This window comes from Mesorhizobium qingshengii (assembly GCF_900103325.1).
Taxonomy (GTDB): Bacteria; Pseudomonadota; Alphaproteobacteria; order Rhizobiales; family Rhizobiaceae; genus Mesorhizobium; species Mesorhizobium qingshengii.
Genome location: NZ_FMXM01000003.1, coordinates 59,871 through 74,060, shown reverse-complemented (window position 1 = coordinate 74,060; position 14,190 = coordinate 59,871). Strand labels below are relative to the sequence as shown.

Below are 14,190 nucleotides of genomic sequence, written 5' to 3'. Positions count from 1 at the left end.
GAGTCCGATGAAATTGCCGGGGCGAGACCAGGCCGGCCATGAGGCACTACACGGGCTGGCTCGCGAGGCTGTGGCCCATGGACTTCTCGGCGGATTCAAGCAAGGTAGAGCGTGCGGCGCTCCTGCCGGGAGCGGAAATGGGCGACAGTTTCGGTTACATAGCGTTCGGCGAGGACGAGCTGTATGCGCGCGGCGCGCTGTTCAGCGCGCTGAGGGTGATGCATTATTGCCCGGACGCAAATATCAAGGTCCTGACCGACAAGCCTTCGATTTTTGATGGATACCCAATCGAAGCAATTGAACTTGCCGCCAAGGCAAAGACCGAAATGTCTTTTGGCGGCCGATATCTCTTCGGCATAAAGGCCGCGGGCCTTATTGATCTGCTGACGCGCTGCGTCCGCCTGTTCTTCATGGATACGGACATGTACCCGGTCGACGACATTTCGAGCTGTTTCAGCCGAATTTCTCCGTCGCATTCCATCATGAGAAAATCCGAAGGAACGCCAAAGGCGCCCTATCGCGCGATCGCGGACAAGGGGTTTTTGCTGGGCGACTACAAGCTCACGGGATCCGAACCGATGTGGAACAGCGGCGTCCTCGGCGTCCACAACTCCAATCTTCCCGCTTTGACCGACGCTTACCATGCCATCGAACAGATGATTGGTGTCGTGAAGGCGCACACCACGGAACAGTTCTGCATTGGCGTGGCGCTTTCCCGGCACGGGCGGACAATCAGCCGCCACCGGCTACCCATCCGCAATTACAATACCAGGGGAAGGAAGCTTTTTGCCCGCAGGCGACTGGAGGCTTTCTTCGAGGGCAATGGCCACCTCGGCGTAAGCCAACAAATCGAGCAGGCGGCCAGATACCGGCTTTGGCGCGCCCCGATCGATCTGTGGAAGCAGCGGGATATATGGCACTTCTAGATTGGCCCGCGGGGGCGCATCGTTTTGCCCCGCCAACATCGCCGGCGACGGAACCCCGCCTCTGACTTGCCGCATGCCTTCAGGAATTGAATGGCGCGCCGGAGAGGATGAAACCGGGACTTGCTACATATTGTAATCCTATGGAATTTGACGGCTGCAAGGTCGCCGCGCCAGCCTCCTGATGGATTGAGGCTGGCGCTGAGCAATGGTTACGCGGCGTGGGAGAGCGCTACAGCATCCGCCCCTGCCGGGAAACGCAGCTTGCCGGTGCCATCGTTGACCGCCCGCCATACCGCCTCGGCGACATCAATTTCCCTGGTGGTCAGGGCCGGCCGCGCGAATGCCTGAAAGATCGGCGCTGCGAAGTCCGCATAAGCCTCCGGAATAAGGTCTTCGATCCGCACGGAGGTGTTCTGGGCGAAGCTCGTGGTCGGTGCATAGCCGGGTTCCACAAGCTTGGCCTGGATGTTGAAGTGTCCAAGCTCGTGAGCGAGAGAGCCGGTGAAGCCCTCGATGGCCTGTTTGCTGGCGGTGTAGGCAGCCGCCAATGGCATGGGGGCCAGAGTTGCGCTCGACGTAATGTTGACGATCACGCCGGATCGGCGCTCGCGCATCTGCGGGATGACCGCATGCGTCATGGCCATGACGCCGAAGGTGTTTGTATCGAAGAGCTTGCGGATGTGAGACATGGGCGTTGCTTCAAATGCGCCGACGACGCCGATACCGGCGTTGTTGACCAGCACATCGATAGGCCCGGCGGCTTTCATGGCCTGAGCGATGCTGGCTTCGTCCGTTACGTCCAATGACAGAATGCGCAGCTTTTCCGAGCGCGGCAGGATTTCTTCTCGCGGGGTGCGCATGGTCGCAATGACGTTCCACTGCTTCGCAAGGAAATAGCGAGCCGTCTCGAGTCCATAGCCCGAGGAGCAGCCGGTGATCAGTATGGTTTTCATGGTTCATCTCCTTGTTGGTACCGATGAATCCACGCTAGCCCGACCGGATAGGACTATCTACAATTGAAGGTCCATATTCAGTTCGTTATAGTCCAGATATGATCGATCCTCTCTCAGACATCATAGGGCTGCTGCGTCCCCAGGCCGTATTCACCAAGGGCATCAGCGGCGCCGGACGCTGGGGCGTTCGTTACGGCGATTTCGGCCACCCCAGCTTCGCCATCGTGATCGAGGGTTCCTGCCGTCTGGCCGTCGATGGGCAGGCTGAGTTAACTCTCCAGGCGGGCGATTTCGTTCTGCTGCCGACGACGCCGGGCTTCACGATGTCAGGCTTCGAGTCCGTCACTCCCGAGTTCATTGATCCCCATGTCGCGGCAGCGGCGACCGGCGAAGTCCGCCATGGCAGGCAAGACGGCCCACCAGCTGTTCGCATTCTGGGGGGCTATTTCATCTTCGCTAATGAGGACTCCGGCCTTCTCCTGTCACTCCTCCCGGAGCAGATTCATGTCAGCGGTGAGGAAAGACTATCGACGCTGGTAAAGCTTCTGATCGATGAGGCTGCGTTGGATCGTTCGGGGCGCACGCTGGTGCTCACCCGGCTCGTTGAGATCTTGCTCGTGGAGGCATTACGACTGACACAAGCTGCCGATGCCCCTGCGGGATTGCTGCGCGGCCTGGGCGATGCCCGGCTGGCGGAGGCAATCAGGCAGATGCATTCCGATCCCGCGCGTCCCTGGACGATGGCCGATCTGGCGAAAAAGGCGGCGCTCTCCCGCTCCGCGTTCTTTGACCGCTTTGCACGCAATGTAGGCGTGCCGCCCATGGAATATCTGCTGGCATGGCGTATGGCGCTGGCAAAGAATCTTCTGCGGCAACAAGAAATTGACATTGCCGAAGTCGCCGAACGGGTCGGCTACGGGTCGGCAAGCACGTTCAGTACCGCCTTCAGCCGCTACGTCGGACAGCCACCCGGCCGATATGCTCGCAGCTCCGCGAACCAACACCCGGTCGGTTCCTGAAGAGAAAATCTATGCGAAATCAATACATTGGAAATGGCGCGCCCGAAGAGATTCGAACTCCTGACCCCCAGATTCGTAGTCTGGTGCTCTATCCAGCTGAGCTACGGGCGCGCAACAGGCCATGCTTTCCATGACCCGCGATCCGATCCTGAGGACCGACCGCGAATGTGAGCTGTTCCCTAGCGACTGAATTTCCGAAAAGCAAGCCGATCCGGCAAAAGTTTTGTCGCAGGCATGTCAGCGCGTGATGACAGCTGGGGTTCCGGCGCTTCGAAACAGCTCGAAGTCGGGCAGAGCATCGGTCGTGGGGGCAGCAATCGGGGCGAAGACGGCGCTCGAATCGTCATGCCGGCCGGCGCAGGCCATTGCGGGCCTGATCGAGCCGCACCGGCTGATCGGGAATAGTGACCGCGAATGTCGTGCGCCCGCCAATGCTCTCGACCAGTTCCACCGTGCCGCCATGCGCCCGGATCAGCTCGTGCGCGATCGCCAGGCCAAGGCCGGTGCCGCCGCTGCGCGCCGAGCCGCGAAAGGCCGCGAACAGGTTCTCGCGCGCCTTTGGCGGCAGGCCGGGGCCGGTGTCGGTGACGACGATGCGGCTGACACTGCCCAGGCGCACGGCCGACACGGCCAGCCGGCGCACGATGGCGCTCTCCGTATCCGCCGCCATCGCCTGCACGGCGTTGCGGCAAAGGTTGGTCAGCACCCTGAACAGCTGGTCGGAATCGGCGTCCACCTCGAAGGCCAGATCGACGGCGTTGACGAACTCGATGCCGCCTTCCGTATCGAGCAGGCCATGGACGTCCTCGACCAGTTGATGCAGCCGCAGCCTGCGGCGCGCCGGTGGCGGCTCCTGGGTGCGGCCATAGGCCAGCACGCCTTCGGAATAGGACACGGCGCGATCGAGCGCGCGCAGCAGCTTCGGCGCGAAGGCCTGCACGGTCGGGTCCTTGACCTGGCGCAGGCGGTCCGACATCAGCTGCGCCGACGCCAGGATGTTGCGCATGTCATGGTTGATCTTCGAGACCGCGAGGCCGAGGTCGGCAAGGTGCTTCTGCTCGGCCAGCATCTTCTGCAGCCGTTCCTGCATCTGCGACAGTTCGCGCTCGGCAACGCCGATCTCGTCGGCGCGTGCGGCGGGGTGGATGATGCGTCCGGGATCGTCAGGAGCTTCGGAGAAGGACAGCATCGACCGTGTCATCGTCCGGATCGGCCCGATCATGATCAAGTCGATGGCGGCATAGACCAGCATTGCGGTGAACAGCGAGATCAGCAGCGAGACGAAGGCGACGTTGCGTGAGTAGATGAGCATGGCGTTGCGCAGGGAGTAGTCCGGCATGATCAGCTCGAACTCCTTGTCGCTTTCTCCGACCGGCCCGAAGACGCGCAGCATCCGGTTGCCGCCAAAAAACAGTGTGTCGAGTGCGCCGGTCATGCCCTTGATCATGCCGATGTTGGCGATATCGATGTGCTCGTCGACCTGCGGCGGCATCTCGGCCACCACCAGAAGGCGCGAGACGCCGCCATCGCGCACCGCGATCGCCTTGGCGCCGATTGCCATCAGCACGTCGTTCTGGGCCGCGCGCGACAGCGAGGTGGGCTCGCCTTGCACCAGCACGATCGACACCGCCGCGGCCGTGCTCAGGCGCTCCTTGAGCCAGCTCAGCCGGTAGCTGGCGATCCAGGGCAGGAAGATGAGCACCTCGGCAAGAAGCACGAAGACGATGGTCAAGAGCAGCAGCTTTGTCGACAGGCCGCGCGACAGTGGCACCGTGCGCACGTCGCTGGCCGACGCGCCGATCCTTTCCTCCGCTTGTGTGATTTCGTTCATCCGGCTCTGTCTTCACGATCACTTGATCAGCCAAGATTAGGCGATTACGGCTTTTTTGCCAATTTCATCCTTCGGCGGAAACATAAACGGCGCCGAGGCACGGCCGTATTAGGCCCGCCGACGCCGGATTGACTCCCAAACCCCTTCTTTCTATAAGCCCGCTCACGCTCGGGCCATTCGTCCCGGCGCGGTTTCGATCGCGCCAAAACCGGCCCGGCAAAGCTCCTGTTACAGAGTGACAGAATCAAGAAGGGCCGCACCCCGCGGTATTAAAACAAATGAAGCGTACCTACCAACCGTCCAAACTCGTCCGCAAACGTCGGCACGGCTTCCGTGCCCGCATGGCCACCAAGGGTGGTCGCGGCGTCGTCGCAGCTCGCCGCAATCGTGGCCGCAAGCGGCTCAGCGCCTGAACGGAAGACGAGATCGTTGCCCGCAACCGGCAAGCCAGTGGGACCCAATCCCAAGCGGCTTCTGAAACGCGCGGAATTCCTGGCTGTCCGTCGTGGTGAAAAGCGACGCGGGCGGCTGTTTCTCGTTGAAGTTCTCGACCGCGGTGACGGCCTGTCGCCGCGCGTCGGCTATACCGTCACCAAGAAGGTCGGCAATGCGGTTGTCCGCAACCGCGTCCGGCGGCGGCTGCGAGAGGCCGTCCGCACGCATGCGGCAAGTGACATGGCGCCTGGCAATGACTATGTCATCGTCGGGCGCGAAGACGTGCTTACCATTCCGTTCGGCCAGTTGAAGGCCGAGCTCTCCCGCCGACTACGCGGAACACGATAGGCCAAGGGCTTTCGATGGAAAACAACCGGAACTTCTTCATCACCATCGCGCTGTCGGTGCTGATTCTGGCGGTGTGGCAATATTTTTACGTGTTGCCACGCAGCGAAGCACAGCGCGAGGCGGCCCGCATCGAGCAGCAGCGCGTCGAGGAGCAGAAGAAGGCCGCCGGGGGCACCAACCCCGGCGATACCGCGACACCGGTGGCACCCGGCGCCATTCCGAACGCACCAGGCACCGACGCCGTGACGCCGGCCGGTCGTGAACAGGCCCTGGCGACCAGCAAGCGCGTCAAGATCGACACACCGAGCCTCGAAGGGTCGATCAACCTGACCGGCGCCCGTCTCGACGACCTCAGGCTCAAGCACTACACCGAGACGGTCGACAAGAATTCGCCCGAGATCAGCCTGCTCAACCCGGCGGTGCTGCCCAACGGCTACTATGCCGAGATCGGCTTTGTCGGCAACGACAAGACCGGCGCGGTGCCGGGTCCGGAGACGGTTTGGTCCGTCGATGGCAACGCGACGCTGACGCCGACAACACCGGTCACGCTGACCTATTCGAACGACAAGGGCCTGACCTTCAAGCGCACCTTTTCCGTCGACACCAACTACATGTTCACGGTTTCCGATACGGTGCAGAATTCGGGCGCGGCTTCCGTCTCGTTGTCCAACTACGGCCGTGTCACCCGTTTCGACAAGCCGGCCGTCGCCAGCACCTACGTGCTGCATGAAGGCCTGATCGGCTTCACCGGCACGGAAGGCCTGCAGGAACACAAATACGCGTCCATCGAAAAGGACAAGCAGGCCACCCCCGGCAAGTCGACCGACGGCTGGCTCGGCATCACCGACAAGTACTGGGCGGTGACCCTGGTGCCGTCCGAAAAGCAGCCGTTCCAGCCGCGCTACGCCTATTTCGAGGACGGCCGCCATCGCTACCAGTCCGACTTCCTGACCGATCCGATCACCGTCGATGCAGGTCAATCGGCGACGGTGGAAAGCGAAATCTTCGCCGGCGCCAAGGAAGTCGCCAAGATCAACGCCTATGCGGAAGACCGCCACATCAAGCGGTTCGATCTCTTGATCGACTGGGGCTGGTTCCACTTCATCACCAAGCCGATGTTCTGGCTGATCGATACGCTCTACAAATTCTTCGGCAATTTCGGCCTGGCGATCCTGGCCACCACCGTCATCGTCAAGGCCCTCTTCTTCCCGCTCGCCAACAAGTCCTACGCGTCGATGGCGAACATGAAGAAGGTGCAGCCCAAGATGCTCGAGATCCGCGAGAAATACGCGGACGACAAGATGAAGCAGCAGCAGGCGATGATGGAGCTGTACAAGACCGAGAAGATCAATCCGCTTGCCGGCTGCTGGCCGGTGGCGTTGCAGATCCCGGTCTTCTTCTCGCTCTACAAGGTGCTCTACATCACCATCGAGATGCGGCACGCGCCGTTCTTCGGCTGGATCCAGGATCTGGCGGCACCCGATCCGACGTCGATCTTCAACCTGTTCGGCCTCGTTCCGGTCACCTTGCCGCACATGCTGATGATCGGCGTCTGGCCGCTGATCATGGGCGTCACCATGTTCCTGCAGATGCGCATGAACCCGACGCCGCCGGACCCGACCCAGGCCGCGATCTTCACTTGGATGCCGGTCATCTTCACCTTCATGATGGCGGGTTTCCCGGCCGGCCTCGTCATCTACTGGGCCTGGAACAACACGCTGTCGATCCTCCAGCAAGGCGTGATCATGAAGCGCCAGGGCGCCAAAATCGAGCTGTGGGACAATCTGGTCGCACTGTTCCGAAAGAAACCGTCGCCAGCCGAATAACCGCCGCCTCTCTTGTGAAAAGCCCCGGCTCGTCCGGGGCTTTTGCATTTGGGCAAGCATCGGTTCACGTTCCCGTGATCGGCGAAACTGCAAGCGGTCGCGGGGCGTGACTGCGTGTGCATTTCCAAAGGCTGTCAATTCCGATCAGCCCTCACACGGAGGAAGAACACATGCGTTTGCCATCATTCAGGATCATCGCGCTTTCCGCGCTCGTCGCCGGTGCGACGATCGCCGCCCCGGCCTATGCCAAGAACCCGGTGGTTGGCGGCGCGCCGATGTATGCCACCAAGAACATCGTCGAGAACGCCGTCAACTCGAAGGACCACACAACCCTGGTCGCCGCCGTCAAGGCCGCCGGCCTGGTCGACACGTTGCAGGGCTCCGGTCCGTTCACCGTCTTCGCGCCCACCAACGAGGCGTTCGCGGCACTGCCCAAGGGCACCGTCGATACGCTGCTGAAGCCCGAGAACAAGGATCAGCTCACCAAGGTGCTGACCGCGCATGTCGTGGCCGGCAAGATCTCCGGCAAGGACATGATGGCCAAGGCCAAGGCGATGGGCGGCAAGTATGAGATGAAGACCGTTTCCGGCGACACGCTGATCGCCGAGGTCAAGAAGGGCAAGCTCTACGTCATGGATGAGTCCGGTGGCGAGGCCAAGGTGACGATCGCCGACGTCAATCAGTCGAACGGCGTCATCCATGTCGTCAACAAGGTGCTGTTGCCGAAGTAGCGGCTTCCGGCAAAGGGGATCAAGGCAAGTCCGTTGGGGCTTTCTCGGCTTGCCCTCCCCGCCTCATGACGAGGCGCCATGTTTCTTGGGAAGCCGCATTGGCAAAGGCCGGGGTCCTGTAGTCCCTCACAGGGCCCCGGTTCTTTTTGTCGTCCAGCGTATTGTCCGCTGTCATCCCTGTCGGGGATCCCGCGGCTTGGGTAGACGCCGGCTCCACGCATGCCTATAAGCTCGCTCTCGTTCGGGAGTGCTCCATCGATGAACAGGTAGGTTGATGCGTTCCGCAGACCGTTGGTGCTGCCGAGCGGATCGCGCTATTTTGACCTGTGCGGCTTGAGCCCGAAATTCGCGCATTGCGTTGCAGAGCGATGCGAATTTCAATTTTCGTCGCACCGCCGGCCACATCATTCGACGGAGCCAGACCCCATGACCGGACCCAACCCCGACATCAAGCACCCGATCCCGATGCACACGCGGGTCGGCTTCCTCAAGGGGCTGGTAAGTGCGCCGAACGTCGAGATCGGTGACTTCACCTACTATGATGACCCGGACGGACCGGACAAGTTCGCTGAAAAATGCGTGCTGCATCACTACCCCTTCATTGGCGACAAGCTGATCATCGGCAGGTTCTGCGCCATCGCCGAAGGCGCGCGCTTCATCATGAATGGCGCCAACCATGCCATGTCCGGCTTTTCGACCTACCCGTTCAATATCTTCGGCCATGGCTGGGAAAAGGGTTTTGACCCCGTCACTTGGTCGAAGGAAGTTCGCGGCGACACAATCGTCGGCAGTGATGTCTGGGTCGGCATGGAGGCGGTGATCCTGCCCGGCGTCGAGATCGGCGATGGCGCCATCATCGCCGCGAAGTCGGTGGTGACGCACGACGTGCCGCCCTATGCGATCGTCGCCGGCAACGCGGCCAAGGTGGTGAAGATGCGTTTCGACGACAGGACGATCCGGCGGTTGCTCGCGGTGGCATGGTGGGACTGGCCGGTGGACAAGATCAGCCGCAACCTCGATGCTATCAGAGGCGCCGATATCTCTCTTCTGGAGGCAGCAGCTTGAACGCCCTGAACAGCAGCACGATCGGAATCGACCTGTTTACGCGCGGGTGGATCTTCATCCGCGGCGTGCCGGCAATGAAATTCCTGCCGCCGGAAGGACCGCCGGAAATCGCCTTTGCCGGCCGCTCGAACGTCGGCAAATCTTCGTTGATCAATGCGTTGGTCAACCAGAAAGGGTTGGCGCGCACCTCCAACACGCCGGGGCGCACGCAGGAGCTCAACTATTTCGTGCCGGATGGATTTTCGGGCGAAGGTGCCGACCTGCCGCCCTTGGCGCTGGTCGACATGCCGGGCTATGGCTACGCCACCGCGCCCAAGGAGAAGGTCGACGAGTGGACCAAGCTGGTCTTCGACTATCTCAAGGGCCGCGTCACGCTGAAGCGCGTCTATGTGCTGATCGACGCCCGCCACGGCATCAAGGCCAAGGACGACGAAGTGCTGTCGCTGCTCGACAAGGCGGCGGTGTCCTACCAGATCGTGCTGACCAAGACCGACAAGATCAAGGTCGCCGGCGTGCCGCGATTGATCGAGGAGACGCTGCAAAAGATCAAGAAACGGCCGGCGGCATTTCCGTTCGTTCTGGCGACGTCGTCGGAAAAGGCCGAGGGCCTCGAGGACTTGCGGGCGGCGATCGTGCTTGCCGCCAATGGCGGCTAGAGCATGATTCCGAAAACTGGGAGCCGGTTTTCGGAAAAGATCATGCTCTATCTCTTTGCCTCCAGTGCAATCATCTGGTGGCTCTCTTCCGCGGCAAGGCTTTCGGTGCCGTAGGCCTTCAGGAACACGCTGACGCCGGAGCTGACGATGTGGTCGACTTCTTCCTGGCTCGGAGCTTTGGTGCGGTAGGCGAATATGCACTGGCGGAAAAGGCCGGCCAGGCACAGGTCGGTGAACTGATAGGCGGCAAGATCGACATCGTCGATCCGCAGCATGCCGCGCTCGATGGCGGCATTGAGAAAGACCATCAACTTGTCATGGCCGCGTTTCGGGCCGCGCTCGAAAAAACGCGCGCCAAGTTCGGGAAGCCTGTCGCACGCGCCGATCACCGTACGCTGCGCCTGGATGACCTTGGCCGACGTGATCTTGAAGGCAAGCACCTTGCCGAACTTCACCAGCGTCTTGCGCAGGTCGTCGGCGTGATCCAGCACATCGTACATGTTCTTGAAGATGGTGCCGCGCTCTTCCTCGATCAGCGCTTCGAACAGCTCTTCCTTGTTGGCGAAATAGACGTAGATCGTCCCCTTGGAAACACCGGCCTCGCGCGTGATGTCGTTCATCGACGCAGCCTCGAAACCCTTGTCGATGAAGACACGGCGGGCGCCGTCGATGATCTGGCTGCGCTTGACCGGATCCTGCCCGGCCGCCGGGCGGCCACGGCGGATGGTGTCCAGCAGATCGTCGCACTGCTCGTTTTCGACGTCGGGCGCAGTCTCGTCCATAAAAGTCACACCTCGGAAAATAATTCGAACCAAGCGGTTCGATTGCTCTTGATATGGTCCTCTTTCCGCGCTATGTCAACGGCCCGATCGAACCGAACGGTTCAGTATTGTTATTTTAGAGAGATGTCATGTCCTCGAATGCGCCCACCACCGCCGAAGTCCGTCCCTTCCCCAACGCCAAGGTTGCCCCGGCGACGGAAGCGCCAAGCGCACCGGTCGAACCCGTAACCACGGCTCCGGTTGAAACGTCAGCCAGGAAGAAGCGTTCCGTTCGCTCTTTTCTGCTGCCGATCATCGGCGTTGCCCTGCTGAGCGCCGGCGCCTGGTACGGCTACAATTACTGGACCACGGGCCGCTTCATGATCTCGACGGACGATGCCTATGTCCAGGCCGACATGGCGTTCATCTCGCCGAAGATTTCCGGCTATGTCGATCAGATCAAGGTGAGCGAGAACCAAAAGGTCAAGGCTGGCGACCCGTTGCTCGTCGTCGATGACGGCGACTACAGAATAGCCGTTGCCCAGGCCGAGGCGCAGATCGCCACGTTGAGCAAGACGCTCGACCGCATCGACGCCCAGACCGAAGCGGCGCGTGCCTCGCTGCAGCAGGCGCAGGCGCAGAAGACCGCCGACCAGGCCGCCGCCGACAATGCGGCGAAGGTCGCCGCGCGCGCCTCGCAGCTGCTCAAGACGCATGTCGGCACGCAGGCGCAGCTGGATGATGCCCAGACGGCGGTCCAGCAAGCCAATGCAGCGCTTGTCGGCGCCGACGCGCAGATCGCCGCCGCGCAGGCCAATATCGGCGTGCTGCAGGCACAGCGCGCTGAATCGGCAAGCACGCTGGCATCGCTGCAGCTCGGCCGGGACAAGGCCGTGCGGGATCTTTCCTTCACCGTGCTGAAGGCGCCTTATGACGGGGTCGTCGGCAACCGTTCGGTCGAGCAGGGCGACCTCGTCAGCCCCGGCCAGAAGCTCGCCGTCATCGTGCCGATGGACAAGCTCTACATCGTCGCCAATTTCAAGGAGACCCAGCTCGCGCGGCTGGTTCCCGGCGAGAAGGTCAAGATCTCGGTCGATGCAACCGACGGCCAGGATTTCGAGGGAACCGTCTCGTCGCTGGCGCCGGCTTCGGGTGCTGTGTTCTCGCTGCTGCCGCCCGAAAACGCGACCGGCAACTTCACCAAGGTGGTGCAGCGCGTTCCGGTCCGCATCGACGTGCCGGCTGACGTGCTGAAGAGCGGCAGGCTGCGCGCCGGCTTGAGCGTCGTCGTCGCCGTCGACAGCCGCACCGCGCCTGCGGCATCGAACTGATCGGACGCCGGGGAGCAATGCCATGGCAACCGCAACCCTGACAGCAGGATCACTGCCGGCGAGGCCGGCGGTGCCTGACACCATCTCGACGCGTCGCGTCATCGCCTTCCTGGCGATGGTGTTCGGCATGTTCATGGCGATCCTGGACATCCAGATCGTCTCGGCTTCGCTGTCCGAGATCCAGGCCGGCCTCAGCGCCAGCTCCGACGAGATCCCGTGGGTGCAGACGGCCTATCTGATCGCCGAGGTGGTCATGATCCCGTTGTCGGGCTTCCTCAGCCGGATGCTGTCGACGCGCGTGCTGTTCACGGTAGCGGCGGCAGGCTTCACCGCCGCCAGTGCGCTGGCGGCGACCGCCACCAACATCGACCAGATGATCGTCTACCGCGCCGTCCAGGGCTTCATCGGCGGCGGCATGATCCCGAGCGTCTTTGCCGCGGCCTTCACCATCTTCCCGCCCTCGCGCCGCGCCATCGTTTCGCCGATGATCGGCCTGGTGGCGACGCTGGCGCCGACCATTGGCCCGACGGTTGGCGGCTATATCAGCCATGCCATGTCCTGGCACTGGCTGTTCCTGGTCAATGTCGTGCCCGGCATCCTGGTGACGACGGCGGCCTGGTCGCTGATCGACTTCGACAAGCCCAATCTCAAGCTGTTCAGCAAGTTCGACTGGTGGGGCCTCGCCGGTATGGCGGCCTTCCTCGGCTGCATGGAGTATGTGCTCGAGGAAGGCCCGAACAATGACTGGCTGCAGGATCAGGCAGTGCTCATCTGTGCCGTCATCATGACCGTCGGCGCGGTGCTGTTCTTCTGGCGCGCCTTTACCGCCGAGGAACCGATCGTCGACCTGAAGGCGTTCAGCAACATCAACTTCGCTTTCGGCTCGCTGTTTTCGTTCGTCATCGGCGTTGGCCTCTATGGCCTGACCTATCTTTACCCGGTGTTCCTCGGGCGCATTCGCGGCTACGATTCGATGATGATCGGCGAGGCGCTGTTCGTCAGCGGCCTGGCCATGTTCTTCACCGCGCCCATCTCCGGCATCCTGTCGAGCAAGATGGACCTGCGGCTGATGATGATGATCGGCTTCTTCGGCTTTGCCACCGGCACATGGTGGATGACGCATCTGACCGCCGACTGGGACTTCTATGAGCTGCTCATCCCACAGATCCTGCGCGGCTGTTCGATGATGCTGTGCATGGTGCCGATCAACAACATCGCGCTCGGCACCTTGCCGCCCGAGCGGCTGAAGAACGCATCGGGCCTGTTCAACCTCACCCGCAACCTCGGCGGCGCCGTCGGCCTTGCCGTCATCAACACCGTGCTGATCGACCGCAATGCCTTCCACTACGCCCGGCTTTCCGAGCACGTGCAATGGGGCAGCGCGGCCGCGCAGACCAAGCTGCAGAACATGACGCTCAACTTCGAGCAGACCGCCGGCCTCGACGCCACGACTGCTGCGATCTCCAAGCTGTCGGGCATGGTCCAGCAACAGGCGGCGCTGCTGTCCTTCATGGATGTGTTCTATCTGCTGACGGTGCTGTTCGCGACGCTCGGCCTGTTCACCATGCTGATCAAAAGGCCGGCCGCGGCCGGCGGTGGCGGCGGTGGCGGCCACTGATACCGCACGTGGACAGAAATTTCGGGAAGCTCCTCCAGTCCACGCCCGAAAATGCCTGACCACGCAAAAAACTCCGGGCCGCAAAGCCCGGAGTTTTTTGTTTCGCGGTTGGATCTCGTCAGGCCGTAGCGGGCTTGAAGGTCAGTGCCACGCCGTTGATGCAGTGACGCAGGCCGGTCGGCGCCGGGCCATCGTCGAAGACGTGGCCGAGATGGCCGCCGCAACGGCGGCAGTGCACCTCGGTGCGGGTCATGCCGAGCGATCGGTCTTCGGTCTTGCCGATGGCATTGGCGATCTCTTGCCAGAAGCTTGGCCAGCCGGTGCCGGAATCGAACTTCGTCTCGGACGGATAGACCGGCAGGTCGCAGCCGGCGCAAGCGAAAATGCCCTTGCGGTGTTCGTTGAGCAGCGGGCTGGTGCCGGGATATTCCGTGCCTTCCTTGCGCAGCACGTCGAACGCGGCCGGCGACAGGATGGCTTTCCACTCGTCCTCGGTCTTTGTGACCTCGAACTTTTCGGCGGCCTGCGCGGCCTGCGGCTTGCCCATGCGCAGCACGGTGGCCGCGGCCCCGACGACGCCGATGGCGGCAGCACCGCTCAAAAGAAAGTCGCGACGGTTCATGACCAGGTTCCTCCTGTTGTCTCTTTGCCAAACTATACCGCCACGCGGAAATCAAAAGCCGGTGACGG

Annotated in this window: 14 protein-coding genes and 1 tRNA gene; 10 read left to right on the top strand and 5 right to left on the bottom strand. The window is 62.1% G+C overall.

Annotated features, from left to right (window positions below):
* The first annotated feature begins 77 nt into the window (after window positions 1-77).
* Window positions 78-926 carry a hypothetical protein gene (locus BLS48_RS04060; RefSeq protein WP_244529509.1) on the top strand — a complete coding sequence of 283 codons (849 nt, stop codon included), beginning with the start codon at window positions 78-80 and terminating at the stop codon, window positions 924-926.
* A gap of 209 nt (window positions 927-1,135) precedes the next feature.
* On the opposite strand, the gene BLS48_RS04055 is transcribed toward BLS48_RS04060, so the two are convergent.
* Entirely contained in the window at window positions 1,136-1,879 is a 744-nt protein-coding gene (locus tag BLS48_RS04055; RefSeq protein ID WP_091575741.1) for an SDR family oxidoreductase, read from the bottom strand.
* Window positions 1,880-1,977: 98 nt separating this feature from the next.
* On the opposite strand from BLS48_RS04055, the gene BLS48_RS04050 reads away from it, so the two are divergent.
* Window positions 1,978-2,898, top strand: coding sequence for an AraC family transcriptional regulator (locus tag BLS48_RS04050; protein ID WP_091575740.1), 921 nt, complete (start codon window positions 1,978-1,980; stop codon window positions 2,896-2,898).
* 34 nt (window positions 2,899-2,932) lie between these two features.
* On the opposite strand, the gene BLS48_RS04045 is transcribed toward BLS48_RS04050, so the two are convergent.
* Both BLS48_RS04045 and BLS48_RS04040 read right to left on the bottom strand, forming a co-directional pair.
* Window positions 2,933-3,009, bottom strand: a tRNA-Arg gene (locus tag BLS48_RS04045).
* Window positions 3,010-3,241: 232 nt separating this feature from the next.
* On the bottom strand, window positions 3,242-4,729 hold the full coding sequence (locus BLS48_RS04040; protein WP_091575739.1) for a sensor histidine kinase: 1,488 nt from the start codon (window positions 4,727-4,729) through the stop codon (window positions 3,242-3,244).
* 278 nt (window positions 4,730-5,007) lie between these two features.
* On the opposite strand from BLS48_RS04040, the gene rpmH reads away from it, so the two are divergent.
* From rpmH to yihA, 6 genes are all read left to right on the top strand, one after another.
* Window positions 5,008-5,142, top strand: coding sequence for a 50S ribosomal protein L34 (gene rpmH / locus BLS48_RS04030; RefSeq protein WP_008833937.1), 135 nt, complete (start codon window positions 5,008-5,010; stop codon window positions 5,140-5,142).
* 16 nt (window positions 5,143-5,158) lie between these two features.
* Window positions 5,159-5,512 carry a ribonuclease P protein component gene (gene rnpA, locus BLS48_RS04025; protein ID WP_091575737.1) on the top strand — a complete coding sequence of 118 codons (354 nt, stop codon included), beginning with the start codon at window positions 5,159-5,161 and terminating at the stop codon, window positions 5,510-5,512.
* Window positions 5,513-5,526: 14 nt separating this feature from the next.
* Window positions 5,527-7,338: a membrane protein insertase YidC gene (gene yidC, locus BLS48_RS04020; RefSeq protein ID WP_091575736.1), complete on the top strand. Its 1,812-nt coding sequence runs from the start codon at window positions 5,527-5,529 to the stop codon at window positions 7,336-7,338.
* Window positions 7,339-7,508: 170 nt separating this feature from the next.
* Window positions 7,509-8,069, top strand: a complete 561-nt coding sequence (locus tag BLS48_RS04015) for a fasciclin domain-containing protein (protein WP_091575735.1) — start codon at window positions 7,509-7,511, stop codon at window positions 8,067-8,069.
* Between the two features lie 426 nt (window positions 8,070-8,495).
* Window positions 8,496-9,134: a CatB-related O-acetyltransferase gene (locus tag BLS48_RS04010; protein ID WP_091575734.1), complete on the top strand. Its 639-nt coding sequence runs from the start codon at window positions 8,496-8,498 to the stop codon at window positions 9,132-9,134.
* Entirely contained in the window at window positions 9,131-9,790 is a 660-nt protein-coding gene (gene yihA / locus BLS48_RS04005) for a ribosome biogenesis GTP-binding protein YihA/YsxC (protein WP_091575733.1), read from the top strand. The genes BLS48_RS04010 and yihA overlap by 4 nt, the downstream gene beginning before the upstream one ends.
* A gap of 47 nt (window positions 9,791-9,837) precedes the next feature.
* Here yihA and BLS48_RS04000 read toward each other — a convergent pair whose 3' ends face one another.
* Window positions 9,838-10,572: a TetR/AcrR family transcriptional regulator gene (locus BLS48_RS04000; protein WP_091575732.1), complete on the bottom strand. Its 735-nt coding sequence runs from the start codon at window positions 10,570-10,572 to the stop codon at window positions 9,838-9,840.
* Window positions 10,573-10,700: 128 nt separating this feature from the next.
* On the opposite strand from BLS48_RS04000, the gene BLS48_RS03995 reads away from it, so the two are divergent.
* Window positions 10,701-11,882: an HlyD family secretion protein gene (locus BLS48_RS03995; protein WP_091575731.1), complete on the top strand. Its 1,182-nt coding sequence runs from the start codon at window positions 10,701-10,703 to the stop codon at window positions 11,880-11,882.
* 22 nt (window positions 11,883-11,904) lie between these two features.
* Window positions 11,905-13,500: a DHA2 family efflux MFS transporter permease subunit gene (locus BLS48_RS03990; protein ID WP_091575730.1), complete on the top strand. Its 1,596-nt coding sequence runs from the start codon at window positions 11,905-11,907 to the stop codon at window positions 13,498-13,500.
* A gap of 118 nt (window positions 13,501-13,618) precedes the next feature.
* On the opposite strand, the gene msrB is transcribed toward BLS48_RS03990, so the two are convergent.
* Entirely contained in the window at window positions 13,619-14,122 is a 504-nt protein-coding gene (gene msrB, locus BLS48_RS03985) for a peptide-methionine (R)-S-oxide reductase MsrB (protein ID WP_091575729.1), read from the bottom strand.
* Between the last annotated feature and the right edge of the window lie 68 nt (window positions 14,123-14,190).